This is a genomic window from Rhizobium sp. CFBP 13644, assembly GCF_014842165.1.
In the GTDB taxonomy this organism is placed as follows: domain Bacteria; phylum Pseudomonadota; class Alphaproteobacteria; order Rhizobiales; family Rhizobiaceae; genus Agrobacterium; species Agrobacterium tumefaciens_C.
The window spans coordinates 314280-339680 of the sequence record NZ_JACYVF010000002.1 but is presented as its reverse complement, the minus strand read 5'-3'; the positions used below and the strand labels follow the sequence as shown (position 1 = coordinate 339680).

Below are 25401 nucleotides of genomic sequence, written 5' to 3'. Positions count from 1 at the left end.
TGCGTATAACAAACAGATAGAGCTTTGAAGGTGAACCAGCATTCGCCGGAAAGGCTCTATGAAGCGGCAAGCAATGTTGCTTTGAGATCGCCGACCGCTTGCGCGAGTGCTAGATCAGTCTCATGGCGCACGCAATTTCGTCCAGATGCCTTGGCCAGATAGAGCGCCTTGTCAGCCGCCGCAAATGTATCATGTTTGGAGCGTGACGGATCAATATCGGCAACGCCCACGGACACTGTCGTCTGAACCCGATGCGCGTCGAACGTGATCGTCAGGCACGAAACACGAATCCGCGCGAGTTCTATCATGATCAGCCGGTCTTTCAGCAGCCCACCGCGAACGATCACGGCAAACTCTTCGCCACCCAGTCTGGCCACGCAATGAAACTCGCCGAACACATCAGCAATTGCCGCGGCTGCTTTCTTGATGACGACATCGCCCGCAGCGTGGCCATAGCTGTCATTGATCCCCTTGAAGCGATCCAGATCGAAGATCGCCAGCGAGGCATCATCCAGCACTTCTTCAAAGCACTGGTTGAACGCCCGCCTGTTGGCAAGACCTGATAGCGTATCGGTCTTGCTCAACCGCTCAAACTCGGCATGGGAATCATGGAGCTTGCGAAGGGCTTTGGACAGAATACTGCACAACATGCCGGTCACGAGACCGCCCACGATCCAGGCCATTACGACGCTATAGGCAAGTGCCTCATACAGCGGTAGCGGCAGAAGATTGAAATAGTCGCCGACTGCAATGGCCGCACAACTCACCAGGACTGACAGAATGATGGAGACAAAGACCATCTTGGCTGCAAAGCTACGCGTATTTTGCTTTTCACCAGCATCATTCAAACTCATTTCCAGCGAAATAAATTTCTTTAAACGCTTAGTCATCACACCTCACCCTGCATGACTTTACCGATAACCCTCATAGGTTGGCTGTCAGTAAATCGAATGTCTAAATTTTTAGCTACTTAAGGTATATTTGTGGATTATTGCAAAGAGTGAATCTCTGACACATCGCATCGCCTCAAAAACCCGCATCCCCTTTAAAAGGCTGGCAAGGCAATGTTGCGGCGGCGCAGAAACAAATGATAGCCGGCGCCATTTCTAAGGATAAAAATAACGTGATGCGAGCTTGCAACCCGCAGCAATCATTAACGATTTAGCTTTGCCTGTTTGAAGGGAGGCGGGCCGCTTTCGTCCCGGATCGAGGTGCGAATCGGCAAGAGACTAAAAACAAAAGAGCTGCGATCGTCATACGATTCGCAGCTCTTGTGATGAGGCAGTGTCAATCAGAAATAGAAAGACACAAAAAAAGTCGTCTTTTTATCAAAATAGGAAATAGCGTTGCGCCATCGGCAACACTGTCGCTGGCTCACAGGTCAGCAACTCGCCATCGGCGCGGACCTCATAGGTTTCAGGGTTCACCTCGATATGCGGCGTCAGTGAGTTGTGGATCATGGATGCCTTGGAGATGCCACCGCGCACGTTGCGTACCGCAAGAAGCTTCTTCGCCACGCCAAGACGCTGAACAATTCCGCCATCCAGCGACGCTTGAGACACGAATGTTACCGACGAATTGGTGCGCAGCTTACCGTAAGCGGCAAACATGGGACGGTAGTGCATCGGCTGCGGTGTGGGGATTGAGGCGTTCGGATCACCCATCGGTGCGGCAGCGATGGAGCCGCCCAGCAGAACCATTTCCGGCTTCACACCAAAAAAGGCCGGGCTCCACAGTACCAGATCGGCTCGCTTGCCAACCTCGACAGAGCCAATTTCATGAGAAATGCCGTGCGCAATAGCGGGGTTGATGGTGTATTTGGCGATGTAGCGACGAACACGGAAATTGTCGTTCTCGCCAACCTCTTCCTTCAAGCGGCCGCGCTGGCGCTTCATCTTGTCGGCTGTCTGCCATGTGCGGATGGCAACCTCGCCCACGCGCCCCATGGCCTGGCTGTCGGATGAAATGATCGAGAAGGCACCGATATCATGCAGAATGTCTTCCGCAGCAATAGTTTCCTTGCGAATACGGCTTTCCGCAAAGGCGATGTCTTCCGGGATGGATGGCGAGAGATGGTGGCAGACCATCAGCATATCAAGATGCTCCGCCAGCGTGTTGATCGTATAGGGCCGCGTGGGGTTGGTGGAAGACGGAATGACGTTGGGATTGCCGCAAATCTTGATGATATCAGGCGCGTGGCCACCGCCTGCCCCTTCCGTGTGGAAGGCATGGATGGTGCGCCCGTTAATGGCGTTGATCGTGTCTTCCACAAAGCCACTTTCGTTCAGCGTATCGGTGTGGATCATCACCTGCACGTCAAAGGCATCGGCAACGGTCAGGCAATTGTCGATGGCGGCCGGTGTCGTGCCCCAGTCCTCATGCAGCTTCAGCGAGGATGCCCCAGCAAGGATCATTTCTTCCAGCGGTGCTGGCAGCGAGGCATTGCCCTTGCCGGCCAGGGCAAGGTTCATCGGGAAAGCATCGAAGCTCTCAATCATTCTTTCAATGTGCCATGCGCCCGTGCAGGTGGTGGCGAGCGTTCCGTGGGCCGGGCCTGAGCCGCCGCCGAGCATGGTGGTCACGCCACTCATCAAGGCTTCTTCAATCTGCTGCGGGCAGATGAAATGGATATGGGCGTCCATGCCGCCCGCCGTTAGTATCTTGCCCTCACCGGCAATCGCTTCCGTCGAGGGGCCGACGATAATGGTCACACCCGGCTGAGTGTCCGGGTTCCCCGCCTTGCCGATCGCATGAATGCGTCCATCTTTCAGCCCGATATCGGCCTTGTAGACGCCGCTGTGATCGACAACGACGACATTGGTAATGACGGTATCGACAGCGCCTTCAGCCCGCGTAGCCTGGCTTTGGCCCATGCCATCACGAATAACCTTGCCGCCGCCAAATTTCACCTCTTCACCATAGACGGTGAAGTCCTTTTCGATCTCAATGAACAGCTCCGTATCGGCAAGCCGCACCTTGTCGCCCACCGTGGGTCCGAACATGCTGGCGTAAGCGGCGCGGGAAATCTTGTAAGGCATGGAAATCAGGCTCCTTGGGAAGCGGAGAAAATAAAGGCAGCATCTGGATCAGTAACCGTCGGAAAGCTCGCGAAGCTCTGCGGCGCGTTTCGTGCTCATATCGGCAAGGCAGGAAGAAATAAGCATCGACTCCATCGTTCCGCCGCGTGCCTGAAAGCCAGCCACTTCGCAATTGGCATCACGAAAGGCCACCCAGGCGCGTTGCGCGGCAACGAGAGCATCGACCGCACCTTTGCTCTCTTCGTCTGCGGACTTGTCCCAATCGCTCATTTTCGTACGAAGATGCTTGTAGGCCGCATTCAGATCCTTGTCGGCCTTGTCGTACTCAATATCGGCACAGGCGTTCATATCTCTTTGCGTCACCGGCTCGGCGCAGTTGGGCTCTTCTTCTTGCGCCCGCGCCACGTTTGCGCCGATCAACAAAGTCGCCGACAGCACCAGAATGCCTGCGCAAAGAGCATTCTTAATCATCAGGCCATGCGTCGCCATCACAGCTTACCCATCACGAGCTTGCGAAAGCCATAGACTTCGCGCTTGCCCGAAAGCGGCACCAGCGTCACTTCGCGCTTCTGGCCCGGCTCGAAGCGAACAGCCGTACCGGCTGGAATATCCAGACGCATGCCATGCGCCTTCTCGCGGATAAAATCCAACGCGGCGTTGGTTTCAGCAAAGTGATAATGGCTGCCGACCTGAACAGGCCTGTCGCCAGTGTTGGAAACCTCAATAGTTATCGTCGGCTGTCCGGCATTAAGTTCGATCTCGCCGTCTGCTGCAATGACTTCACCTGGAATCATGATCTTGTCCTTCGTCGTCACGCCGCTTCCGCGGCGGCGCATCCCTCAGCCTTCAATATCCGCTTGGTCGAGGCCGGGTTGTTCACCAGCTTTTCCGCAGGGCGGATCGGACGCCGCACCAGCTCTCCCCCGCAATTGGGGCATTTTCCACTGAGGACCGACGTCGCACAGTCGCTGCAAAACGTGCATTCGAACGAGCACATCATCGCATCAAGACTATCGGGCGGCAAATCCTTGTCGCAGCATTCACAATTGGGGCGAAGCTCCAGGCTCATGGCGTCGTCCCTCAGCGTATAGGTTCATGGACGGTGACCAGCTTGGTACCATCGGGAAATGTCGCTTCTACCTGCACGTCATGGATCATCTCGGCAATGCCATCCATCACCTGATCGCGTGTAATGACATGCGCACCGGCTTCCATCAGTTCGGAGACGGCGCGGCCATCGCGCGCGCCTTCCACGACGAAATCGGTAATCAACGCAATGGCTTCAGGATAATTGAGCTTGACGCCGCGCTCCAGACGCCGACGTGCAACCATGGCTGCCATGGAAATCAGAAGCTTGTCTTTTTCTCTGGGAGTGAGGTTCATTATCGTTCCGTTTCTAGAGCGCCATGCGCTTTCAAGAACGCATGGACGACGCTCGAACATGTGTTCAATTCATGCGTCAGAGATTCCAGACTTTCGGCACTGGCGCGCCGTTTCGCAAGAGCGAAATGATCGGAAACAGCATTTTTCTTAGGGTGAAACCATCAGATGCGGAGAGCCGCACGACGAGCTTTCCCTGCCATTCACTGGCACCGCCGGAAAACCCGGCAATAGCCCGGATTTTAGGCAAAAGCGCCTCTGCCAGAGGCCCGATATAAAGAAGGGTTGCAAAGGCGACCTGCCCGCCAAGAACCGGGGCTGCTTGGGTCAATTCGCCCACACGTCCGTCCAGAAGAAGCTCTTCCGCATGAACAAGCTTGCCGCCGTGGCGAATGCGCCATCTGTCGCGGAAAAGCCCCTCCGTCATCGCCTCGCCCATGGCCTGACGGCCCAGAAGAACGGCCTCCACGGCGATGAATTCCGCGGAAGCATCAAGGTCAGCTTCCAGCCTGCGGGTTAGCGAAGAATGATTAAAAAGAATGGTTTCCTGGGGCAGCCAATGGAGCTTAGCGTCAGGCCCGGCAGAAACGCGGGCCGTGACTGTGGTCGTGCCCGATGCGGCCTTGTAGACCTTTTCGCATGCCTGCGTTGTTACGACGAGTGATGTGCCTGCGCCAGCAACCGCTTGCCACTCTATTTCATCTCCCCCGGTCAATCCGCCGGAAGAGTTGATCAGAATGGCTTCCATTTCATTGGAGAATGTATCGGGCAGCCTGATCTTGGCGCAGCCTTCCTGAAACAATTCGTCCAGACGGCTGCGCCCATTGAGCGCCTTTGTTACAATGCGCCCTCTACCTCGGGCGCGCTGCGGGCGGGGTTGAGGGGTGATTTGCTCGTCTGGCTGCACGTCGTCTCCGAAGCTTTTGCGGATGCAGAAGCGGGAACCGCTTTTACCGAGCAATCCGTCTTCGCAGTTGCGTCGACAACCATCTGCCCTTCCGTGTTCTGGAAGAAGTCCCACATTCTTTCAGCCGCATCAACCTGCCGAACGATTTCCGTTGGCATTTTCCGGTCTACAGCCTGCTGCACCTTACCCGCTGGCTCACTGGAAGGCTTGCGGATAATGGCGGCGGCGGATGCGACCATCTCAGCCTTCATTGTTGCACGCGGCCAGGCATGGTCCCAGGCATCAATGACATAGGAATGGATGCGCGCACCGCTCTTGCATACGTCATAGGAATTCAGAGTAAAGCTGTCTGTGGACTTGCTTTTGACAGCGCCCTTGCAGCCATCCATGTCCGCCCAGCGCTTCAATGCGACCTCACCGCTATACTGCCAATAGGGCTTGCCACCGCCCTGATAAGGGTTGGCAGGGTCTTTGAGGCCAGCAAACGCGATGATCGACAATGGCTTCGCAGGCGTGCAGCTTGATGCATCCGGCGACCATCTGCCCCTGTCTTCCATCGGATATCCGGCGCGAAGCGAAGCGACAAAGCCAGCGGCGGCAAAATCGCTGCTGCCGCTGCAAAGATATTGCGACAGCATGCGACCACCACCGGAATAACCCGAACCGTAAAAACGGGCCTCATCCACACACAACTTGGATTTGATCATGGTGACAGCATCACGAATGAAGCCCGGCTCATTCAAGCCGCCCTCACGCTTGGTCACACCGGGAACATTCCATGCGTTGGTACCGGGCAGTTCCCCGCCAAGGCTACCCTGCAGCGCAACGACAATGATGCCTTCGCGCTCGCCGACTTTGTCCCAACCGCTGCGGTCAAGCTGTCCGTTTGGATTGCTGTTGCTGCCGTGAAAATCAAACACCACAGGCATTTTCTTGCGACCATCATAAGAGGATGGAACGAAATAGACACCAACGCGTTTAGAGCCATCGGACATCAGCGAAAAAGCATGACGTCCAGCTTGTGCGGTCTCCCCGCACGTCGATGCAAATGCAGCCGAACCCGTAGCAACGAGGACGGCAAAGCCTGTGAGCGCAGGTCGGGCCAACCGGAGCATCCGGCCAGCAGCAGTGGTAAAATTCATCGGCACGCCTTTATTGGCACAGTTCCCCGGCAGTATGCCGGAAAATACGTGGAATGTAAGGGATCGACGGGGGCGGCACGCAAATGGCCTCGCCATTGTGTCTTGCATGCAGCAGTTTCGATGCCAATAACACACGTGCTTATTTAATGAAAAGCTAAAATTACGCATGAATGCTATGCATTGGCGCATAGGACTTCATTTTATTTAACGACGCGCACCCATTGCGTGAGTGGAAAATCAGCGTCAGACGGTCAAGTGGCGCCGGGCTTCTACCGTATCCAGCGTCTCGGCTTTGCCCTCGTGAACGATCTCTCCGCGATCCATAATATAGACGTAATCAGCCAACTCGCGGCAGAAATCCAGATACTGCTCCACCAGCAAAATGGCCATACCGGTTGAATCTCGCAGATATTTGATGGCTCTGCCAATATCCTTGATGATCGATGGCTGAATGCCCTCAGTCGGTTCATCCAGCACCAGAATTTTAGGACGCGTCACCAGCGCACGACCAATGGCCAGTTGCTGCTGCTGCCCGCCGGAGAGATCGCCGCCACGCCGCGACAGCATGGGTTGCAGCACCGGAAACAGGCTGAAAATATCGTCTGGAATAAACCGATCCTTGCGCGGCAGAGGCGCATAGCCCGATTGCAGGTTTTCCTGCACGGTCAAAAGCGGAAAGATTTCCCGGCCCTGCGGTACATAACCCACGCCACGCTTGGCGCGCTGATAGGGTGCGAGACCATTGAGGCTTTCACCTGCGAATGTGATGTTGCCGCCGCTCAACGCGTGCTGACCCGTGACCGCGCGCAACAGCGAGCTTTTGCCCACACCATTGCGACCCAGCACGCAGGTAATCTTGCCCATTTCTGCATTCAGCGAAATGCCCCGCAGAGCGTGTGCCGCGCCATAGTGAAGATTGATCTTATCGACGCTTAGCATCAATTCGCTCCCATTTCAGTTTTTGGTGCCACCGGCTGCCCTGCATCATCGCCCCAGGTAATTCTCGATCACCTTCGGGTCGTTCGAGACAAAATCAATCGACCCTTCGGCCAGCACAGAGCCTTCGGCCAAGCACGTGACCTTGACGCCGAGTTCGCGAATGAAACCCATGTCGTGTTCCACAACCACCACTGATCGGGTCTTGGCAATTTCCTTCAGCAGAACCGCTGTCTCGGCCGTTTCGGCGTCGGTCATTCCAGCAACAGGCTCGTCCACCAGGAGCAGTTTTGGTTCCTGCGCGAGCAGCATGCCGATCTCCAACCATTGCTTTTGCCCATGCGAAAGATTGGCGGCGAGATCGTTGCGACGATGGCCGAGGCGAACCGTGGCGAGAATCTCCTCGATCCGAACCTTGTCGTCTTTCGTCAGTGTGTAGAACAGCGTCGCGAACACGCCGCGCTTGCGGTTCAGCGCCAGTTCCAGATTGTCCCACACCGTATGGCTCTCAAACACCGTCGGCTTCTGGAATTTGCGGCCAATTCCCAGCTGGGCGATATCGGCTTCGTCCTTCTTGGTCAGGTCGATGCTGTCTTCAAACAGCACCGTGCCGCTATTGGGTCTTGTTTTACCGGTGATGATATCCATCATCGTGGTCTTGCCAGCGCCATTGGGGCCAATAATGGCGCGCAACTCGCCCGGCTCCACCACAAACGACAGGGAGTTCAGCGCCTTGAAACCATCGAAGGACACAGACACGCCATCCAGATAAAGCAGGCTTTTTGTTCTCTTTTCAGAAATCGTGTTCATGGTGCCTACTCCGCAGCCTGTTGTATCGCTTGTGCCGCGTCATCGGCATTCTTCGCCGCCACCTGCTGCTTTTCGCGGCGTCCCGCCAGATAATGCTGCACGCTGCCGACAATGCCTCTCGGGAAAAACAGGGTGACGGCAATGAAGAGACCACCCAGCGCAAACAGCCAGAATTCAGGAAACGCGCCGGTGAAGTAGCTTTTGCCGCCATTGACCATGATGGCACCGATGATCGGGCCGATCAGCGTTCCGCGCCCTCCCACCGCCGTCCAGACCACGACTTCAATGGAGTTGGCAGGCGAAAACTCACCCGGATTGATGATGCCCACCTGCGGCACGAACAATGCACCGGCAATGCCTGCCATCATGGCGGATACGACGAAGGTAAACAGCTTGATGTTTTCCACGCGAAAACCGAGGAACCGGACGCGACTTTCGGAATCGCGCACACCCACCAGCACCTTGCCGAATTTGGAGTTGACGATGCCGGATGCAATCAGCAGGCACAGCGCCAGCATGATGGCCGTCATGGCAAACAGCACAGCGCGCGTACCATCGGACTGAACAGAAAAGCCGATTATGTCCTTGAAGTCCGTCAGACCATTATTGCCGCCAAAGCCCATATCGTTGCGGAAGAAAGCCAGCAGCAGCGCATAGGTCATGGCCTGAGTGATGATGGACAGATAGACACCATTCACGCGGGAGCGGAAGGCGAGCCAGCCGAACACAAAGGCCAGCACACCGGGCGCGACCAGCACCATCAGCATGGCAAACCAGAACATGTCGAAGCCATGCCAGAACCATGGCAGCTCTTTCCAGTTCAGAAACACCATGAAATCCGGCAGAATTGGGTGGCCATAGGTGCCCCGCGTACCAATCTGCCGCATCAGATACATGCCCATGGCATAACCGCCGAGCGCAAAGAACGCGGCGTGGCCAAGCGAGAGAATGCCGCAATAACCCCAGACAAGATCAAGCGCCAAGGCCAGAATGGCATAGGACAAATACTTGCCCAGCATCGACATGATGTAGGTCGGAATGCGGAACGCGCTATCGACAGGCAAAAGCAGGTTCGATGCAGGAACGAGGAGCGCAATGGCCAGAATGATGCCGATGGCAATCGAAATACGGCGGTCGAGTGCGCGAAGAAGGAAGCCGGTAATCATGCTTCAATCGCCCTTCCCTTGAGTGCGAAGAGACCACGCGGTCGCTTCTGGATGAACAGGATGATGAGGACGAGGACGAGAATTTTTCCGAGCACCGCACCGACGGTTGGCTCGAGAAACTTGTTGAGGACGCCCAGCGTCAGCGCGCCGACGAAGGTTCCCCAGAGATTGCCGACACCGCCGAACACCACCACCATGAAACTGTCGATGATGTAGGACTGACCAAGGTTGGGCGAGACGTTATCGATCTGCGAAAGCGCCACACCCGCCAACCCGGCAACGCCGGAACCCAGCGCGAAGGTGAAAGCATCCACCCAAGGCGTGCGAATACCCATGGATGAGGCCATGCGCCGGTTCTGCGTCACCGCCCGCATCTGCAGACCGAAGGCCGAACGCTTCAGCAGAAGCAGAAGGGCAAAGAATACCGAGAGCGAGAAACAGACGATCCAGACGCGGTTCCAGGTGAAATTGAGATAGCCGACGCTGAACGAGCCGGACATCCAGCTGGGGTTGCCCACTTCCCGGTTCGTTGGGCCGAAAATGGAGCGAACACCTTGCTGCAACATCAGCGAAATGCCCCATGTGGCCAGAAGGGTTTCCAGCGGCCGACCATAGAGAAAACGAATGACGCCGCGCTCCATCACCAGACCGACAGCACCTGTGACCAGAAATGCCACGGGCAGCGCAATGGCCAGCGACCAATCGAACAGGCCGGGATAATGGCTGCGGATCACCTCCTGCACCATGAAGGTGGAATAGGCACCGATCATAACCATTTCGCCATGGGCCATGTTGATGATACCCATCACGCCGAAGGTAATGGCAAGGCCAATCGCCGCCAGGAGCAGCACTGAACCGAGAGACAGGCCGTACCAGATATTCTGGCCCGCATCCCAGAGTGCAAGCGTGCCTTCAATGTGCGCGATTGCCGCATCGATATCAGGCTTCAGACTGGCATCGGTCACATTCGCAGCAGCCATCAGAATGCTCACCCCACCACGCCCACCAAGGCTTTTGATGGTGTCAATAGCAGCGCGCTTTTCATCAACGGATCGATCTGAGGCCAGCACGGAAACGGCCCGCGCTTCTTCCATCCGTGTGCGCACTTGGGCGTCGGTTTCCTTGGCAATTGCCGCCTCCAGCAATTGCAGGTTCTCGGCGCTCGGCGCTTTCAAGACGGCGTCTGCAGCAGCGAGGCGAACGGATTTATCGGGGCTGAGCAACGTTAGGCCACCCAGAGCGGCGCGGATGACACGGCGAAGGTTGTTGTTGACGCGAATCTTGGTCACGGCGGCTTTCGGAGCCTCGCCCGCGCTCTCTCCTGTCAATGGATCGACGAGCGTGAAATTGGCACCGGCTGCCTTTGTCATGAAAACGCGATTGTCGGATTTACGAACATAGAGATCGCCTTCCGCAAAGGCTTCGAGCGCCGGCACCACACGCGGATCGCCGGATGCTGCGATCTGGCCCGTCAACGTCTCGGCTTGCTTGAAGTCCGCCGTGCCAAGCGCATCGATCAACGCTTTGGGATCGCTCTGCTGGGCGAAGGATGGAGCCGCGATGCCGAGCGCCAGCCACAGAAACATGGCTTGAAGAAGTAATCGGATCGTCATGTCAGTTCCCCAATATACGAGACGGCGATGCATCAGTCCGTGTGGTTACGCTAGAGTGGACAGCCCCTCTGCCCTCTCCATCGTCATCCTCGGGCTTGACCCGAGGATCTGCTGCCGCTGCGGCGCGTTCCATCGTCTCCGAGAGAACGCGGTTGCCGTTGGTAGATCCTCGGGACAAGCCCGAGGATGACGGTGAGTGAGGAGGTCATGTCAGTCAGTATGGAATCCCTCCCCGTTACGGAGAGGGGTTGATGGGCCAAGGTTACATGCCCTTGCCGCCGCATTTGCCCGCGGTTACGTTGAAGTTGCCGCACTCCATCGGCTTGCGCCAATCAGAGATCAGGTCCTTGCTATCCGGCAGGTAATCCGACCACTCATCGCCCACGACCTGCGCGGTCTGCTGTACGATTTCGAACTGGCCATCGGACTGGATTTCGCCAATCAGAACTGGCTTGGTGATGTGGTGGTTCGGCATAACGGTGGCGTATCCGCCAGACAGGTTTGGCACGGAGACGCCGATAATGCTGTCGAGAACCTTGTCGGTTTCGGTCGTACCTGCGGCTTCCACGGCCTTGACCCATGCGTTGAAGCCAATATAGGCGGCTTCCATCGGGTCATTGGTCACACGCTTGTCGTTCTTGGTGAACGCATGCCATTCCTTGATGAACTCCGCATTGACGGGCGCATCGACGGACTGGAAGTAGTTCCATGCGGCAAGATGGCCAACCAGCGGGCCTGTATCGAGACCAGCCAGCTCTTCTTCACCCACAGAGAAGGCAACGACGGGGATATCTTCGGCCTTCACGCCCTGGTTTGCCAGCTCCTTGTAAAACGGCACGTTGGCATCACCATTGATGGTGGAAACAACGGCTGTCTTCTTACCGGCAGAACCGAATTTCTTGATGTCGGAAACAATGGTCTGCCAGTCGGAATGGCCGAATGGCGTGTAGTTGATCATGATGTCCTCTTCCTTGACGCCCTTCGACATCAGGTAGGCTTTCAGGATCTTGTTGGTTGTCTGCGGATAGACATAGTCCGTGCCCGCCAGAACCCAGCGCTCGACGCCTTCTGTGCTCGCCAGATAGTCAACAGCGGGAATGGCCTGCTGGTTGGGGGCTGCACCGGTGTAGAAGATGTTGCGGGAGGATTCTTCGCCTTCATACTGAACGGGATAGAAGAGGATGGAATTCAGCTCTTCAAAGACAGGCAGAACGGACTTGCGGGAAGACGATGTCCAGCAACCAAAAACCGCCGCGACCTTATCCTGCGAAATCAGCTGACGAGCCTTTTCCGCAAAGAGCGGCCAGTCGGAGGCCGGATCGACAACAACGGCTTCGAGCTTCTTGCCCAGCACGCCGCCCTTCTTGTTCTGCTCCTCGATCAGCATCAACATGGCGTCTTTCAGAGTTGTCTCGGAAATAGCCATGGTGCCAGACAAGGAATGCAGAACGCCGACCTTGATCGTATCGTCAGCGGCAAACGCGCCATGGAATGCAGTGGTAGACAAGATGGCACCGAGCAAAGCGCCGGAAAGCATTTTCTTGAAAGTCATCGGAAGGACCCCTCTCCTGTTCAGCCTCTATGGGCTCAGCGGTTATGTTACCGCTGCTGGAGGGGACTATCGGTCTCGCATTCGCAAAACCGTATACGTCAATTGACGTAGGTGGGGTGGCGAAACAGGAACGCCAGACCATTCGTTATAGACTTCAGCCAACCGGCTAAGCGCCCACGGTGCCGCAATCAGTTATGCGGCTTATCCTTGTCACCATCCGTAATGGCTTGCTGATGATACCAGCTGTCGAAATCAATATGCGTCTTTGGTGAGGTCATGGACGGAACCGTCTTGACGACTGCGTTGCGCATGCCCTTGAAGCCTGCACGGCCACCGACAGGGAACTGATAGATCGTGGCGCTTTCCAGATGCGGTTCACTTCTCATGACATCCACTCTTTCGTTGAACAGCCAGCATTGTTGCCTCATCTCAAATATACGCGCAAATACGCCGAAAAACACCCCTCCTGATTAAAAAAATATCACAAAGCCTATTTTTTAGGCGGCTCATGATCTCCACGGCGCAAAGAACAGTCTTTATGCAGATATCGAGCGAAATTTCGAAATTTTCGGACGAAAAATCCAGTTCGCTAAAGAAACGGCATCATTTTTGACCAAAAATGGGCTCTGCCCTGCCAAAAGCATCGGGAATCACTGTGTTTTTCAAAAAAGCGCACTGCGCCGTTTCTAAGGTTTCTGACTCGAAATCACCCATTCGCACGAAAAAAAGACGACGCCCGATCGCGCACCCATCAAACTGGCACGGGGAATGCTTCTATAGGGACAGCACTTGAAAGCGAGGGCCGTCTGATAGGCGGTTTGCTCGCGACGAGAATATCAAGGCTTCGCATCTTAACCTATGAGAGGTTCGCAATGACTAAGTTTAAACTCGAGTACATCTGGCTCGATGGTTACAAGCCGGTAGCAAACCTGCGTGGCAAGACGCAGATCAAGGAATTCGACGAATTCCCGACACTCGAGCAGCTTCCGCTCTGGGGCTTCGATGGCTCCTCCACCCAGCAGGCCGAAGGCCACAGCTCGGACTGCGTTTTGAAGCCTGTCGCTATCTATCCTGATCCAGCCCGCACAAACGGCGCGCTCGTTATGTGTGAAGTCATGATGCCGGATGGCGTTACGCCACACGCATCCAACAGCCGCGCAACCATTCTGGAAGACGAAAACGCCTGGTTCGGCTTCGAGCAGGAATACTTCTTCTACGAAGACGGTCGTCCGCTCGGCTTCCCTGAGCAGGGCTACCCAGCTCCGCAGGGCCCTTACTACACAGGCGTCGGCTACAAGAATGTCGGCTCCATCGCACGTGAAATCGTTGAAGAGCACCTCGACCTCTGCCTCGAAGCAGGCATCAACCACGAAGGCATCAACGCCGAAGTGGCCAAGGGTCAGTGGGAATTCCAGGTTTTCGGCAAGGGCTCCAAGAGCGCTGCTGACCAGATCTGGATCGCTCGCTACCTGCTTCTTCGCCTCTGCGAAAAGTATGGCATCGACGTAGAATTCCATTGCAAGCCACTCGGCGATACCGATTGGAACGGCTCTGGCATGCACTGCAACTTCTCCACCAAATTCATGCGTGAAGTTGGCGGCAAGGAATATTTCGAGGCGCTCATGGCTGCCTTCGAAAAGAACTGGAAAGAGCACATCGACGTTTACGGCCCAGACAACCATCTGCGTCTGACCGGCAAGCACGAAACAGCGCCTTGGAACAAGTTCTCCTACGGCATTGCTGACCGTGGCGCGTCTATCCGCGTTCCACACTCCTTCGTCAACAACGGCTACAAGGGTTACCTTGAAGACCGTCGTCCGAACAGCCAGGGCTGCCCTTACCAGATCGCTTCCGTCGTTCTGAAGACGATTGCTGAAGTGCCTCTCGCACAGTCCGCTGCTGCCTGATAAATTGAACATGGCGTCGCTCTCCCGGGGCGGCGCCATTTTTCCATTCCGCCACAAGACCCCGCACCATCTTCAGGACCATGGGTCTGGATGAGTGAAATGTCTCCCAAACAGGCGATGGAAATCCGGCATGGCCGCACGGCAACGTATCATCCCCATCAGGCGCGAATATAATCGCTGGGTAGCCAACCAGACGCTGGAAGACTATGCGCTCCGCTTTACCGCAAAAAGCGCCCGGCAATTTTCATCCAGCCGCATTTCCCATACCGCCATCGGCGCCATCTCTTTCCTTGCGCTCGAAGCCATCGGCGGAGCCATTACCCTCTCCTATGGCACAACGAATGCCTTCTTCGCCATTCTCGTCGCCGCAACAGTCATGCTTGTCGTGGGTGTGCCGATCAGCCGGTACGCGATCCGCCACGGCGTCGATATCGACCTTTTGACCCGCGGCGCAAGCTTCGGCTATATCGGCTCCACCATCACATCGCTCATCTACGCCGCCTTCACCTTCATGCTGTTTGCCATCGAGGCATCCATCATGTCGGGCGCGCTGGATCTGGCGCTCGGCATACCCTTGTGGATTGGCTACATCATCTCCGCCGTCATGGTCATTCCGCTGGTCACGCACGGTGTGCGGCTCATCAGCCGGTTCCAGATCATCACGCAGCCTTTCTGGATCGTCCTCAACGTCCTACCCTTCATCTTCATTGCGTTTCTGGACTGGGAGAAATTCGATCTATGGCGGGCTTTTGCAGGCATCCATCACGCGTCGGGTCCACCCGGCACCACAGCCGACTTCAACCTGATCGAGTTTGGTGCCGCCTCCGCCGTCATTCTGGCGCTGATGTCACAGATCGGCGAACAGGTGGATTTCCTGCGCTTCCTGCCAGCGGAAGGCAAACTCAAGCTGCGCCACCGCTTCGCCGTGTTTCTCGCCGGTGCGGGCTGGGTTCTGGTCGGCGTGCCGAAACTGCTGGCAGGGTCTTTCCTCGTCGTGCTCACCTTCAGCTCCGGCGTACCTGTAGATCGCGCAGCCGATCCATCACAAATGTACCTCACGGCCTTTGGCTACATGATCCCCAACGAGAACGCGGCCATGTTGCTGATGGTGGCGTTTGTGGTGGTCTCGCAGCTCAAGATCAACGTCATGAACGCCTATGCAGGCTCGCTGGCCTGGTCCAATTTCTTCTCCCGCCTCACCCACAGCCACCCGGGCCGTGTGGTCTGGCTGGTCTTCAACGTTCTGATCGCACTTCTGCTCATGGAGCTTGGGATTTACCGCCTGCTGGAAGAAACGCTGGGCATTTTTTCCATCATCGCCATGGCGTGGCTTTGCACCATCTCCGCTGATCTCTTCATCAACAAGCCGCTGGGCCTTGCACCACCCGGCATCGAATTCAAGCGCGCCCATCTTTACGATATCAACCCGGTTGGTGTGGGCACCATGGCGCTGGCGGCCACGATTGCGCTCACCGCGCATTTCGGCCTGTTCGGCGGTATTGCAGCCTCCCTTGCACCCTACCTGACCCTCGTCGTTGCCTTCACCGTGTCCCCTTTGATTGCCTGGGGCACCAAGGGCAAATTCTATCTGGCCCGCAAACCGCGACAAAGCTGGGCAGAAGCCAGCAGCATTACCTGCTCGATCTGCGAACACCCATTCGAGCCCGAAGACATGGCCTGGTGCCCGGCCTATGCCGCGCCCATCTGTTCGCTATGCTGTTCTCTCGACAGCCGCTGCCACGACATGTGCAAGCCAAAGGCCAAGCTGAATTATCAGGTTGCCAGCGTCGCACGCACCTTCCTGCCCCATGATCTGGTTGCCCGGCTCTCCAGCCGGTTGGGCCGCTATGCCATGTCGGCGGCACTTGCCATTGCCCTATTGGGTGCAACGCTGGCGCTGATCGCTCATCAGGTGGGCACAGCCTCGCCCGCGACGGTTGATGTCGTCAATCGCACCATTCTGGCAGTCTTTTTCGTGTTCGCAGTCATTGCCGGGATCGTCTGCTGGTTTCTGGTGCTGGCCCATGACAGCCGTGTGGTGGCAGAGGAAGAATCCACACGCCAGAACACGCTTCTGCTGAAAGAAATTGCCGCGCATAAAAAGACGGATGCCGCTTTACAAAATGCGAAAGACACGGCTGAAGCTGCCAACCGCGCAAAAAGCCGCTATGTCGTTGGCCTCAGCCACGAACTGCGCACGCCGCTAAACGCCGTGCTCGGCTACGCGCAGATTCTCGAGCGCGACGAGACCATTCCCCAACCGCGCCAATCCGCCATCAAGGTCATCAGGCGCTCCGCAGACCACCTGTCCGGCCTGATCGACGGCCTCCTCGATATTTCCAAGATCGAAGCCGGACGGTTGCAGGTCTATTCCAACGAAATCAACATTCAGGATTTTCTCGACCAGATCATCGATCTCTTCCGGCCGCAGGCACAGGCAAAAGGGCTGGAGCTGAAACATGAACGCACCAAGGCATTGCCTCAATATGTGCGCACTGACGAAAAACGACTGCGCCAGATCCTCGTCAACCTTCTATCCAACGCCATCAAGTTCACGGATGCGGGCACGGTGGAATTCGACGTTTCCTATCGCAGCCAGGTCGCAACCTTTACGATCCGCGATACCGGACGCGGCATTGCCGAGAAGGATTTGAGCCGGATCTACGAACCGTTCCAGCGTGGCGAAGCTGAAAGCATTCGTCCCATGCCGGGCCTTGGCCTCGGGCTGACGATTACCCAGCTTTTGACCAACACACTGGGCGGTGAGATTTCCGTCGTCAGCGAGAAGGACAAGGGGTCGACGTTCAAGGTCCGGCTCATGCTTTCGGCTGTCCACCGCCCCAACACCGCCCCGGCGCTCGAGAAGACGATCACCTCCTATTCAGGACCGCGCCGGACCATCGTCGTTGTTGATGACAATGAGGATCATCGCGAATTGATGCGGCAAGTGCTTGGCCCGCTAGATTTCGTGGTGCTGACGGCGCAAAGCGGCCCGGATTGCCTGACGCTCATAGAAGGCGTGCAGCCCGATCTTTTCCTGATCGATATTTCTATGCCCGGCATGAGCGGCTGGCAGCTCGTCTCCAAACTGCGCGAAGCAGGCCAGACAGCGCCACTCATTATGCTCTCGGCCAATATTGGCGATGGCTCCATTGCAGGCGCCGGTGAAGACAACCACAACGACACGATTGTCAAACCCGTCGATATCCGGCGGCTCTGTGACAAGCTCGCCGTGCATCTGGGCCTCACCTGGCTTTATGAAGCGGATAGCCCAGCGTTGCCAAAACCTGCCAAGGCCGAAATCATCTCCCCCGGAGCTGAGCATGTCAGGGATTTGCGCCAGCTAGGCGAAATCGGCTATATCAGAGGCATCGAGGCAAAGCTTGCCGATCTGGCCCGGACCGAGATCAATGTCGCTTTTACGCAAGAGTTGGCGACCTATGTCCAAAGTTTTGATATGGCAGGCTACGCCGCATTCTTAGGCCGTTTCGAAAATCCCACACCACAGGAGCGTCAGCCATGAGCGTATCGTCTGCCGCGCTTGCAAAGGATATCGTGCTTCTGGTGGATGACAGCCCGGATGCGCTGGGCTTTCTCACCGACGCACTGGAACAATCCGGCTTTTCCGTGCTGATCGCAACCTCGGGACAAGCCGCGCTCAACATTGCCGAACGCATCACGCCCGATATCATCCTGCTGGACGCTGTCATGCCATCTATGGACGGTTTCGAGACCTGCACGCGCCTGAAGGCCAACGCGGCTGTCACGCAGGTACCGGTTATTTTCATGACCGGACTGACCGATACGGAGCATGTCGTGCGCGCCCTTGAGGCAGGTGGAGTCGATTATCTAACCAAACCGATCAATATCGATGAGCTGCGCGCCCGCATCCGCGTTCACCTTTCCAATGCCCGCTCCGCGCAAAGCGCGCGCGTTGCTCTGGATGCCGCAGGCCGCCACCTTCTGGCGGTGCGCGCCACTGGCGCCATTCACTGGTCTACTCCTCAAGCAACACGGCTGATCAATGCTGCGACGGGTCGCGATGACGGGTTGGAGATTGTGTCTCAACATATTGCAGAATGGCTGGCCAACCGCGCGACGGATGCCCTGCGGGACGCACCCCTCACGATACAGCAAGCCGATCGCGCCACGTTGCAACTGACGTTTCTAGGGGCGATGGGGCCGGATGAGCATCTGTTCCGGCTAACCGCTGCCAGCGACAAATCCGCCGATGAAATGCTGCGGCAGCATTTCTCCCTGACCGTGAGGGAATCGGAGGTGCTGCTCTGGATTGCCAAAGGCAAATCCAACCGCGATATCGGTGATATTCTTGGCCTCTCGGCCCGCACCGTGAACAAGCATCTGGAACAGATTTACGTTAAGCTCGGCGTCGAAAACCGCGCATCTGCCGCCGTCAAGGCGGCTCACATCCTGCACGATACATAGCAAAACGGGCGCAGATCATGCGCCCGTTTTTTGAAGAAGGTGAAGGCTCGCTTAGCGGCAGATGCGAGTCTTCTTCACTACGACACGACCGTGGTAATTCGTGCGAACCTTTTTGACGAAGCAATCACGCGAGGCGCGCTGGTGATGGCGCGGACGATATTCTTCACGCACTGGCTTGCGAATAACGCGCTCGGTCGTCGTTACCGTGACGGTTTCCGCGTAGGACGGCGTGACGAACGTGAAGATGGAAGAAACAGCGATCAAAGACGAGATGATAAGGGTTTTCATGATATGACCTTGTTGTTGGTGCCTATGAACGCTGGATGACCCGTTCGGTTCCCCTTTCTCTTTTATTACGGCGCATGGCGTCCGCGCCCGCACCATCATGGGGCAGCAGAAGCAGGACGATGGAGATATGAGAAGTAATTCCGATAGGTTTATCATCATTTCCGGCTGCTCCGGCGGCGGCAAATCTACCCTGTTGTCGGAACTGGCGCGGCGCGGTTACACCGTGATTGAAGAACCCGGTCGCCGTATCGTCAGACAGGAAACGAGCGCCCGGGGATCGGCCCTTCCATGGGTGGACATGGAAGCATTCGCCCGTCGCGCCGTGGCCATGTCCGTTGGGGATCGCGATCAAGCCCCTGAAACGGGCTGGGTGTTTTTTGACCGGGGTTTGATAGACGCAGCCTCCGCCCTTTACGCAGTGTGCGCAGACGGGCTGCTTCATGACCTGAAAAGCGACCATCGCTACAATCGCCGCGTCTTCCTCACGCCACCATGGCCTGAAATCTACGTGTCCGATGGCGAGCGGCAACATGATTTTGCGGCAGCTGTCTCCGAATACGACCGACTCCTCCGCGACTATCGTGCCCTGAACTACGAAACCACTGTGCTCCCAAAAGTCAGCGTCATCGAGCGCGCCGATCTCGTTCTGGACATGCTGGGCTGAGGCGGCATCAGCGCTCTTCCAGCAAGCGTGACAGGGTCACAAGCTCAAACCCCTTCTGGCGCAATCCGTCTATGATCAGCGGTATAGCCTGACGGGATACTGCACGGCTGCGATACATCACGTGCAAAAGGATGATGGACCCATTCTTCGCGTGATCGATGACATATTGCGCCAGAGCCTCCGGGCTCTCAGACACATCGGGGTAGGATTCTGGCTCCACATCCCACATGATTGTTTTCCGGTCTTGCCGGGAAAGATACCAGGGCAGGATCACAAGCTTCTTGCCGAACGGCGGACGAAACAGAATGTCACCCTCATAGCCTGCGGCACGGATGGCAGCATCGGTGCGCTCCACCTCGTCCTTGACGCGAGCTGCACCCATGAATGCCATGTTGGCATGCATGTAGGAATGGTTGCCGATCTGATGGCCCGCGTCGATGATCATTTTCGTCTGAGCCGGGTTTTCGCCAATCTCCTTGCCCGTCAGGAAAAAGGTCGCCTTGGCATTTCGCGCCTTGAGAATAGCGAGAACGTCATGCGTGAAGCGGGCCGATGGCCCATCATCCAGCGTCAGGGCAACAACCGGCTTGTCGGTTTCAACCCGCGCAATGATGTCGCCGAACAGCTGCGAGCTGCGCGATTTGCTGTAGAGATGGATGCCCAGCAGACCGGCAGAGATGACAGCAAGAACAATCAGCCCAGCAGCATATCGCATGAATCTCTACACCACCCTTGATTGCACAACCGTGACGGACATGGTGTTGCGATCTTTGGTGACGGTATTGTGGCGTTTGCCGCGAAAGTGCGCCGCAAAACGAAAAAGCCCGGCATCGCTGCCGGGCTTCTGGATTGGTTCAGTAAGGCTTACATCTGCTGGAAGTAGCTGTACTTGCCGTCTGGGCCCTTCTTCCACTCGTACATGACGTAGCCAGGCGCCTTCGGGTCGCCCTTTTCGTCGAAGGAGAGTTCGCCGAGAACGGTGGAGAACTTGCCCTTCTTCATAGCAGCAGCAACAGCTTCTGCATCGAGTGAGCCTGCATCCTTTGCAGCAGCAGCAATCGTCTGCAGCGCAGCGTAGGAGTAGAGCGTGTAAGCTTCAGGGTTGAAGCCTGCGGCCTTGAACTTGGCAACCAGGTCCTTGTTGGCAGGGTTGATGGTTGGATCAGGGCCGAACGTGTTCAGCGTGCCTTCAACAGCATCACCAGCAATGGAGGCCAGTTCGTTGGAAACAATGCCGTCGCCAGAAACGAGCTTGGCCTTCAGACCCTGGTCAGCCGCCTGACGGATGATGAGACCGGCTTCTGTGTGGAGACCACCCCAGTAGATGATCGAAACGCCAGCTTCCTTCATCTTCGCTATCAGCGCGGAGAAGTCCTTGTCGCCAACGTTCACGCCTTCGTAGATGGCTTCTTTCGCGCCAGAAGCGTTGAGCGTCTTGCGTGTTTCATCGGCGAGGCCCTGACCGTAAGGGGTCTTGTCGTGAACGATCGCGACCTTGGCACCCTTGAACTTTTCAGCAAGGTACTTGCCCGCCACGCTGCCCTGCTGGTCGTCACGTCCGCAGGTGCGGAATGTGTTCCAGAGGCCGCGTTCTGTAAAGACCGGGTTGGTCGCAGCAGGCGTGATTTCGAGGATGCCGTTCTCTGCGTAAACTTCAGACGCCGGAATGGAAACGCCGGAGTTGAAGTGACCGACAACGAACTTTACGCCATCAGCAACAAACTTGTTGGCAACCGAGATGCCCTGCTTAGGGTCGGAAACGTCGTCGCCAAGTACAATCTTGATCTTTTCGCCGTTAATTCCGCCAGCAGCATTGATGTCTGCCGCAGCCTGCTCAGCACCCTTCTGGAGCTGTGCACCAAAAGCCGCATTCGGGCCTGTCAGAGGGCCGCCAACGCCGACGAGAATGTCAGCATAGGCAGAACCACTGAAGGCGACCATTGCGGTCAGCGCAACTGCGGAAAGAAGAGACTTCTTCATTATATTACTCCCAGTTCCATGGTTGGGTTGATTATCCCTGCCTGCTCAGCACCCACCTTAACTGCGCAAGCTGTTCCACTCTCGCGAGTATTCTGAATTCAGAACAACGCCGCTGTCAATCTTTCTTCTTATAAGAAAAGGATGAAGTTCGATCATACAGCCAGTAGTAGTTATTGACCATCTGGCTGGTGCGGCGCATGCGAAATCCAACCGTTGCAAAAGCCAGCAATACTGCGACATCTATCAGGTAATAGAAGCCATTCAGCATCGGACCTGCAAACAGCGCATAGTGCATGAAACGCATGACGACGCCCAGAAGAAGCGTGTAAAGAACAACACGCGGGTAGCTCTCCCAGCTTTCTGCAACGGACTTTCCGGTGCGCCATGCCGTCCAGAACCCCAGAAGCACCACCAGCCCTCGCAAGATATAACGAACACCGCTGTCACTCTCGAAAAAAAGTCCCTGCATCTTTTTCCCCATCAGTAACCCTGCATCACCATGACAGGGCCTGTCTTTTTGTGGCGCCCGCCGTTTGCCGGCAGACTTTATCGTTATCTGTGATCTGCCCGTTGGCCCCTGCGGGACCAGACCAGGCAACCAGCGATCAGTGACGACCGCCTTCGAGATAGGCAGCCCGGACTTCCGGATTGGCCAGCAACTCCCGGCCAGAACCGCTCATCGTCACCTTGCCATTGACCATGACATAGGCCCGGTCGGACAGCTTCAAGGCGGCAAAGGCGTTCTGTTCCACAAGAAAGACGGTCAGGCCCTCTTCCTTGTTCAGCGTCTTGATCGCTTCGAAGATGCTCTTGACGATCAACGGAGCGAGGCCAAGCGATGGCTCATCCAGAAGAAGAAGCTTCGGACGAGACATCAATGCACGACCGATGGAGAGCATCTGCTGCTCGCCACCCGACAAGGTGCCACCACGCTGGGCCTGACGTTCCTTCAAGCGCGGGAACATCGTGAAGATCTTTTCCACGTCTTCCTTGAAGTACTTCAGATTGTCCAGATTGGCACCCATCTGGAGATTTTCCAGAACGGTCATGCGTGGAAATATGCGACGGCCCTCTGGCGATTGCGCGATACGACGACGCGCAATCATATGGGTCGGCACGTTGGTAATGTCTTCACCATCGAAAATGACAGAGCCTGAACTCGCCTGCGGGCTGCCGCAGATCGTCATCATCAACGTCGACTTGCCTGCGCCGTTGGCACCGATGAGGCTGACGATCTCGCCCTTGTTGACGTGCACATCCACACCGGCAAGGGCGCGGATATTGCCGTAATAGGTTTCGACGTTCTGGACTTTGAGAAGGGCTTCACCGGACATCAAACCGTTCCCCCATCAAGTTCTTCTGCAATCACTTCTTCCACTTCATCATCCTCGACACCCAGATAGGCGGCGATGACCTTCGGGTCGTTCTTCACATGATCAGGCGTGCCATCGGAAATCTTGCGGCCATATTCGAGAACCACGACATGGTCGGAAATCTCCATGACCACAGACATGTCATGCTCGATCAGAAGCAGGGACGTGCCTTCAGCCCGGATGCCACGCAACAGGTTATTGAGCGCAAGCGATTCCTTCGGGTTGAGGCCAGCAGCCGGCTCGTCGAGGCAAAGAAGCTCAGGTTCGGTGCACATGGCGCGGGCAATTTCCAGACGGCGCTGTGCGCCATAGGGAAGATCGCCAGCAGGATCATCGGCCCGGTCGGTCAGCTCTGCCTTATCGAGCCAATATTTGGCCTTCTCGATCGCCCCTGCGGCTGCCTTCTTGTAAACCGGCATGCCGAGCAGACCGAGGAAGGTGTAGCCCGACGCCTTCATCAAGGCGTTGTGCTGCGCGACCAGCAGGTTTTCGAGAACCGTCAGGCCGGAAAACAGCCTGATGTTCTGGAAGGTACGCGCAACCTTGGCCTTCTTGGTGATTTCGAAATCCGGCAACCGCTCGAGAAGATGCTCCTCACCGGTTTTCCGGCACATCGTTATCATGCCCATCGTCGGCTTGTAGAAGCCGGTGATGCAGTTGAAGACGGTTGTCTTGCCTGCACCGTTTGGACCGATCAGAGCAGTGATCTCGCCACGCTTCGCCTCGAAGGAGAAGTCGTTGATGGCCATCAGACCGCCGAAGCGCATGGATAGATGTTCGACTTTGAGAATCGTGTCTTGTGTCATGTCAATGTTCCCGGAAGCCATCAGCCGTGACCTTCCTTGGTGAAGCTGCCGGAGATGGACTTGCGCTCCTTCAGGAAGGCCGTGGGTTCGCGAGAACCAACAAAGCCGCGTGGTTTGAACAGCATGACGATAACCATCGCCAGACCGAACAGCAGCATACGGTAAAGTTCCGGCGTGAAATCAGGACCGAAGACGTGCTTGAGGAATTCCATTTCACGCAGCAACTCTGTGCCACCGACCATGACGACCGCCGCGATGGCGATACCTGTCAGCGACCCCATGCCGCCAAGAACGACGATGGCGAGAATGACAGCGGATTCCAGGAACACGAAGCTTTCAGGCGATACGAAACCCTGACGAGCCGCGAAGAATGAACCCGCGAAACCACCGAACATGGCGCCCGTGGCGAAAGCCGTGAGCTTCGTCTTGACGGTATCGATACCGAGCGAGCGGCAGGCAATTTCGTCTTCACGCAGAGCTTCCCACGCACGACCGATCGGCATGCGGCGCAACTTGATCGTGACGTAGGCGGTGAGCATGCACAAAAGCAGGATCACGTAGAACAGGAAGATCTTGTAGTAGGACGAGGACATCGGCAGGCCGAAGACCTTGGCGAAGTTATTTGGTGCGCCAACATCGAAAGACCAGATACCGAAAATCGATGCTTTCGCGATGCCGGAAATACCGAAGGTTCCCTTGGTGACCTCGGTCCAGTTCAAAAGCACAAGCCGGATGATTTCACCGAAAGCGAGCGTCACGATGGCGAGATAGTCGCCGCGCAGTCTCAAAACCGGGAAGCCGAGGATGATGCCCCAGAACGCAGCCAGAATACCGGCCATCGGAAGCAGAACCCAGAAGGACAGACCGAAATAGCTGGAAAGAAGCGCGTAGGAATAAGCGCCGACCGCATAGAAGGCAACATAACCCAGATCGAGCAGACCGGCGAGACCGACAACGATGTTCAAACCCCAGGCCAGCATCACATAGATGAGGATCTGGATGCCGAAGTTATCAACAAGCTTCAACGATCCCTGAAAGCCGAACAGACCCACGGCGATGGCCGGGTAGATCAGCAGGAAGACCAGGGCGATCTTCAGGAAGTGCTTGTGGAAGAAGCCTTTATCCTCGGAAATTTCCAGAATTCCGGTCTTCGCCTTCGCCATCTTCCGACGATCGAAATGCGGACGCAGGAAACCGACGACGAGGAAGCGACCGACCGCTGCGACGCCGACGAAGATGGCCAGAAGGCCCCAGCGCGTGCCCCAGATCAACTGGTTGTTGATATCCTGATAGGTCACGATACCGACATAGAGAATGAACATTCCCAGCGAGACGAGACCCGCGAAGAAGCCTTCTTTCACGGCCTGAGCCATGACGCTTGGACCAGGCGTTT

25 protein-coding genes are annotated in these 25401 nt (G+C 56.5%); 4 read left to right on the top strand and 21 right to left on the bottom strand.

What is annotated here, in order from left to right:
• Positions 1-56 precede the first annotated feature (56 nt).
• From IFT53_RS06750 to IFT53_RS06685, 14 genes are all read right to left on the bottom strand, one after another.
• Positions 57-890: a GGDEF domain-containing protein gene (locus IFT53_RS06750; protein ID WP_192064302.1), complete on the bottom strand. Its 834-nt coding sequence runs from the start codon at positions 888-890 to the stop codon at positions 57-59.
• Positions 891-1328: 438 nt separating this feature from the next.
• On the bottom strand, positions 1329-3038 hold the full coding sequence (gene ureC / locus IFT53_RS06745) for an urease subunit alpha (RefSeq protein ID WP_192064303.1): 1710 nt from the start codon (positions 3036-3038) through the stop codon (positions 1329-1331).
• 48 nt (positions 3039-3086) lie between these two features.
• Entirely contained in the window at positions 3087-3527 is a 441-nt protein-coding gene (locus IFT53_RS06740) for a lysozyme inhibitor LprI family protein (RefSeq protein WP_244656252.1), read from the bottom strand.
• Entirely contained in the window at positions 3527-3832 is a 306-nt protein-coding gene (locus IFT53_RS06735) for an urease subunit beta (protein ID WP_042617774.1), read from the bottom strand. Before IFT53_RS06735 ends, IFT53_RS06740 begins: the two co-directional genes overlap by 1 nt.
• Before the next feature lie 17 nt (positions 3833-3849).
• Positions 3850-4107, bottom strand: a complete 258-nt coding sequence (locus IFT53_RS06730) for a DUF1272 domain-containing protein (RefSeq protein ID WP_192064304.1) — start codon at positions 4105-4107, stop codon at positions 3850-3852.
• An 11-nt stretch (positions 4108-4118) separates the two neighbouring features.
• The gene (locus tag IFT53_RS06725) at positions 4119-4421 is read right to left on the bottom strand and encodes an urease subunit gamma (RefSeq protein WP_042617436.1); all 303 of its coding nucleotides are present in this window, start codon (positions 4419-4421) and stop codon (positions 4119-4121) included.
• Between the two features lie 76 nt (positions 4422-4497).
• Positions 4498-5325, bottom strand: coding sequence for an urease accessory protein UreD (locus IFT53_RS06720; RefSeq protein ID WP_342365794.1), 828 nt, complete (start codon positions 5323-5325; stop codon positions 4498-4500).
• Positions 5256-6467: an alpha/beta hydrolase family esterase gene (locus tag IFT53_RS06715; protein WP_192064305.1), complete on the bottom strand. Its 1212-nt coding sequence runs from the start codon at positions 6465-6467 to the stop codon at positions 5256-5258. The genes IFT53_RS06720 and IFT53_RS06715 overlap by 70 nt, the downstream gene beginning before the upstream one ends.
• A 243-nt stretch (positions 6468-6710) precedes the next feature.
• On the bottom strand, positions 6711-7406 hold the full coding sequence (gene urtE / locus IFT53_RS06710) for an urea ABC transporter ATP-binding subunit UrtE (protein WP_192064306.1): 696 nt from the start codon (positions 7404-7406) through the stop codon (positions 6711-6713).
• Positions 7407-7451: 45 nt separating this feature from the next.
• Complete coding sequence (gene urtD / locus IFT53_RS06705) at positions 7452-8213, bottom strand: urea ABC transporter ATP-binding protein UrtD (protein ID WP_192064307.1); 762 nt, start codon at positions 8211-8213, stop codon at positions 7452-7454.
• A gap of 5 nt (positions 8214-8218) precedes the next feature.
• Positions 8219-9379, bottom strand: coding sequence for an urea ABC transporter permease subunit UrtC (urtC, locus tag IFT53_RS06700; RefSeq protein ID WP_192064308.1), 1161 nt, complete (start codon positions 9377-9379; stop codon positions 8219-8221).
• Entirely contained in the window at positions 9376-10992 is a 1617-nt protein-coding gene (urtB, locus tag IFT53_RS06695; RefSeq protein WP_192064309.1) for an urea ABC transporter permease subunit UrtB, read from the bottom strand. The genes urtC and urtB overlap by 4 nt, the downstream gene beginning before the upstream one ends.
• A 262-nt stretch (positions 10993-11254) precedes the next feature.
• Positions 11255-12544 (bottom strand): urea ABC transporter substrate-binding protein, encoded by a 1290-nt coding sequence (gene urtA / locus IFT53_RS06690; RefSeq protein WP_192064310.1) that lies wholly within the window; start codon positions 12542-12544, stop codon positions 11255-11257.
• Between the two features lie 188 nt (positions 12545-12732).
• The gene (locus tag IFT53_RS06685; protein ID WP_192064311.1) at positions 12733-12930 is read right to left on the bottom strand and encodes a DUF2735 domain-containing protein; all 198 of its coding nucleotides are present in this window, start codon (positions 12928-12930) and stop codon (positions 12733-12735) included.
• A 486-nt stretch (positions 12931-13416) separates the two neighbouring features.
• On the opposite strand from IFT53_RS06685, the gene IFT53_RS06680 reads away from it, so the two are divergent.
• From IFT53_RS06680 to IFT53_RS06670, 3 genes are all read left to right on the top strand, one after another.
• Positions 13417-14451, top strand: a complete 1035-nt coding sequence (locus IFT53_RS06680) for a glutamine synthetase beta-grasp domain-containing protein (protein WP_042617444.1) — start codon at positions 13417-13419, stop codon at positions 14449-14451.
• Between the two features lie 130 nt (positions 14452-14581).
• Positions 14582-17974 carry a hybrid sensor histidine kinase/response regulator gene (locus IFT53_RS06675; protein WP_192064312.1) on the top strand — a complete coding sequence of 1131 codons (3393 nt, stop codon included), beginning with the start codon at positions 14582-14584 and terminating at the stop codon, positions 17972-17974.
• On the top strand, positions 17971-18897 hold the full coding sequence (locus tag IFT53_RS06670; RefSeq protein ID WP_192064313.1) for a response regulator transcription factor: 927 nt from the start codon (positions 17971-17973) through the stop codon (positions 18895-18897). The genes IFT53_RS06675 and IFT53_RS06670 overlap by 4 nt, the downstream gene beginning before the upstream one ends.
• A gap of 51 nt (positions 18898-18948) precedes the next feature.
• On the opposite strand, the gene IFT53_RS06665 is transcribed toward IFT53_RS06670, so the two are convergent.
• Complete coding sequence (locus IFT53_RS06665; protein WP_192064314.1) at positions 18949-19185, bottom strand: hypothetical protein; 237 nt, start codon at positions 19183-19185, stop codon at positions 18949-18951.
• 127 nt (positions 19186-19312) lie between these two features.
• On the opposite strand from IFT53_RS06665, the gene IFT53_RS06660 reads away from it, so the two are divergent.
• On the top strand, positions 19313-19849 hold the full coding sequence (locus tag IFT53_RS06660) for an AAA family ATPase (RefSeq protein WP_192064315.1): 537 nt from the start codon (positions 19313-19315) through the stop codon (positions 19847-19849).
• A 7-nt stretch (positions 19850-19856) separates the two neighbouring features.
• On the opposite strand, the gene IFT53_RS06655 is transcribed toward IFT53_RS06660, so the two are convergent.
• The 6 genes from IFT53_RS06655 to livM all read right to left on the bottom strand — a co-directional run bounded on the left by IFT53_RS06655 (position 19857) and on the right by livM (position 25381).
• Positions 19857-20564, bottom strand: a complete 708-nt coding sequence (locus IFT53_RS06655; protein WP_192064316.1) for a polysaccharide deacetylase family protein — start codon at positions 20562-20564, stop codon at positions 19857-19859.
• A 149-nt stretch (positions 20565-20713) separates the two neighbouring features.
• A complete protein-coding gene (locus IFT53_RS06650; protein WP_042617449.1) occupies positions 20714-21829 on the bottom strand; it encodes a branched-chain amino acid ABC transporter substrate-binding protein in 1116 nt (371 codons plus the stop codon).
• 115 nt (positions 21830-21944) lie between these two features.
• On the bottom strand, positions 21945-22298 hold the full coding sequence (locus IFT53_RS06645; protein ID WP_042617450.1) for a DUF6867 family protein: 354 nt from the start codon (positions 22296-22298) through the stop codon (positions 21945-21947).
• A 136-nt stretch (positions 22299-22434) separates the two neighbouring features.
• Positions 22435-23163, bottom strand: coding sequence for an ABC transporter ATP-binding protein (locus tag IFT53_RS06640; RefSeq protein ID WP_192064317.1), 729 nt, complete (start codon positions 23161-23163; stop codon positions 22435-22437).
• Complete coding sequence (locus tag IFT53_RS06635; protein ID WP_274604072.1) at positions 23163-24029, bottom strand: ABC transporter ATP-binding protein; 867 nt, start codon at positions 24027-24029, stop codon at positions 23163-23165. The genes IFT53_RS06640 and IFT53_RS06635 overlap by 1 nt, the downstream gene beginning before the upstream one ends.
• The gene (livM, locus tag IFT53_RS06630; RefSeq protein WP_409233693.1) at positions 24029-25381 is read right to left on the bottom strand and encodes a high-affinity branched-chain amino acid ABC transporter permease LivM; all 1353 of its coding nucleotides are present in this window, start codon (positions 25379-25381) and stop codon (positions 24029-24031) included. The genes IFT53_RS06635 and livM overlap by 1 nt, the downstream gene beginning before the upstream one ends.
• Positions 25382-25401 lie beyond the last annotated feature (20 nt).

Bases quoted from the DNA above. Each gene is read 5' to 3' on its own strand.
- urtB (WP_192064309.1), bottom strand. From the start codon at position 10,992: ATGACGATCCGATTACTTCTTCAAGCCATGTTTCTGTGGCTGGCGCTC.
- IFT53_RS06735 (WP_042617774.1), bottom strand. From the start codon at position 3,832: ATGATTCCAGGTGAAGTCATTGCAGCAGACGGCGAGATCGAACTTAAT.
- ureC (WP_192064303.1), bottom strand. From the start codon at position 3,038: ATGCCTTACAAGATTTCCCGCGCCGCTTACGCCAGCATGTTCGGACCC.
- urtA (WP_192064310.1), bottom strand. From the start codon at position 12,544: ATGACTTTCAAGAAAATGCTTTCCGGCGCTTTGCTCGGTGCCATCTTG.
- IFT53_RS06750 (WP_192064302.1), bottom strand. From the start codon at position 890: ATGACTAAGCGTTTAAAGAAATTTATTTCGCTGGAAATGAGTTTGAAT.
- IFT53_RS06740 (WP_244656252.1), bottom strand. From the start codon at position 3,527: ATGGCGACGCATGGCCTGATGATTAAGAATGCTCTTTGCGCAGGCATT.
- urtE (WP_192064306.1), bottom strand. From the start codon at position 7,406: ATGCTAAGCGTCGATAAGATCAATCTTCACTATGGCGCGGCACACGCT.
- IFT53_RS06730 (WP_192064304.1), bottom strand. From the start codon at position 4,107: ATGAGCCTGGAGCTTCGCCCCAATTGTGAATGCTGCGACAAGGATTTG.
- IFT53_RS06635 (WP_274604072.1), bottom strand. From the start codon at position 24,029: ATGGCTTCCGGGAACATTGACATGACACAAGACACGATTCTCAAAGTC.
- IFT53_RS06715 (WP_192064305.1), bottom strand. From the start codon at position 6,467: ATGAATTTTACCACTGCTGCTGGCCGGATGCTCCGGTTGGCCCGACCT.
- IFT53_RS06675 (WP_192064312.1), top strand. From the start codon at position 14,582: ATGGCCGCACGGCAACGTATCATCCCCATCAGGCGCGAATATAATCGC.
- IFT53_RS06680 (WP_042617444.1), top strand. From the start codon at position 13,417: ATGACTAAGTTTAAACTCGAGTACATCTGGCTCGATGGTTACAAGCCG.
- IFT53_RS06645 (WP_042617450.1), bottom strand. From the start codon at position 22,298: ATGCAGGGACTTTTTTTCGAGAGTGACAGCGGTGTTCGTTATATCTTG.
- IFT53_RS06665 (WP_192064314.1), bottom strand. From the start codon at position 19,185: ATGAAAACCCTTATCATCTCGTCTTTGATCGCTGTTTCTTCCATCTTC.
- urtD (WP_192064307.1), bottom strand. From the start codon at position 8,213: ATGAACACGATTTCTGAAAAGAGAACAAAAAGCCTGCTTTATCTGGAT.
- IFT53_RS06660 (WP_192064315.1), top strand. From the start codon at position 19,313: ATGAGAAGTAATTCCGATAGGTTTATCATCATTTCCGGCTGCTCCGGC.
- IFT53_RS06725 (WP_042617436.1), bottom strand. From the start codon at position 4,421: ATGAACCTCACTCCCAGAGAAAAAGACAAGCTTCTGATTTCCATGGCA.
- livM (WP_409233693.1), bottom strand. From the start codon at position 25,381: ATGGCTCAGGCCGTGAAAGAAGGCTTCTTCGCGGGTCTCGTCTCGCTG.
- IFT53_RS06640 (WP_192064317.1), bottom strand. From the start codon at position 23,163: ATGTCCGGTGAAGCCCTTCTCAAAGTCCAGAACGTCGAAACCTATTAC.
- IFT53_RS06685 (WP_192064311.1), bottom strand. From the start codon at position 12,930: ATGAGAAGTGAACCGCATCTGGAAAGCGCCACGATCTATCAGTTCCCT.
- urtC (WP_192064308.1), bottom strand. From the start codon at position 9,379: ATGATTACCGGCTTCCTTCTTCGCGCACTCGACCGCCGTATTTCGATT.
- IFT53_RS06650 (WP_042617449.1), bottom strand. From the start codon at position 21,829: ATGAAGAAGTCTCTTCTTTCCGCAGTTGCGCTGACCGCAATGGTCGCC.
- IFT53_RS06670 (WP_192064313.1), top strand. From the start codon at position 17,971: ATGAGCGTATCGTCTGCCGCGCTTGCAAAGGATATCGTGCTTCTGGTG.
- IFT53_RS06655 (WP_192064316.1), bottom strand. From the start codon at position 20,564: ATGCGATATGCTGCTGGGCTGATTGTTCTTGCTGTCATCTCTGCCGGT.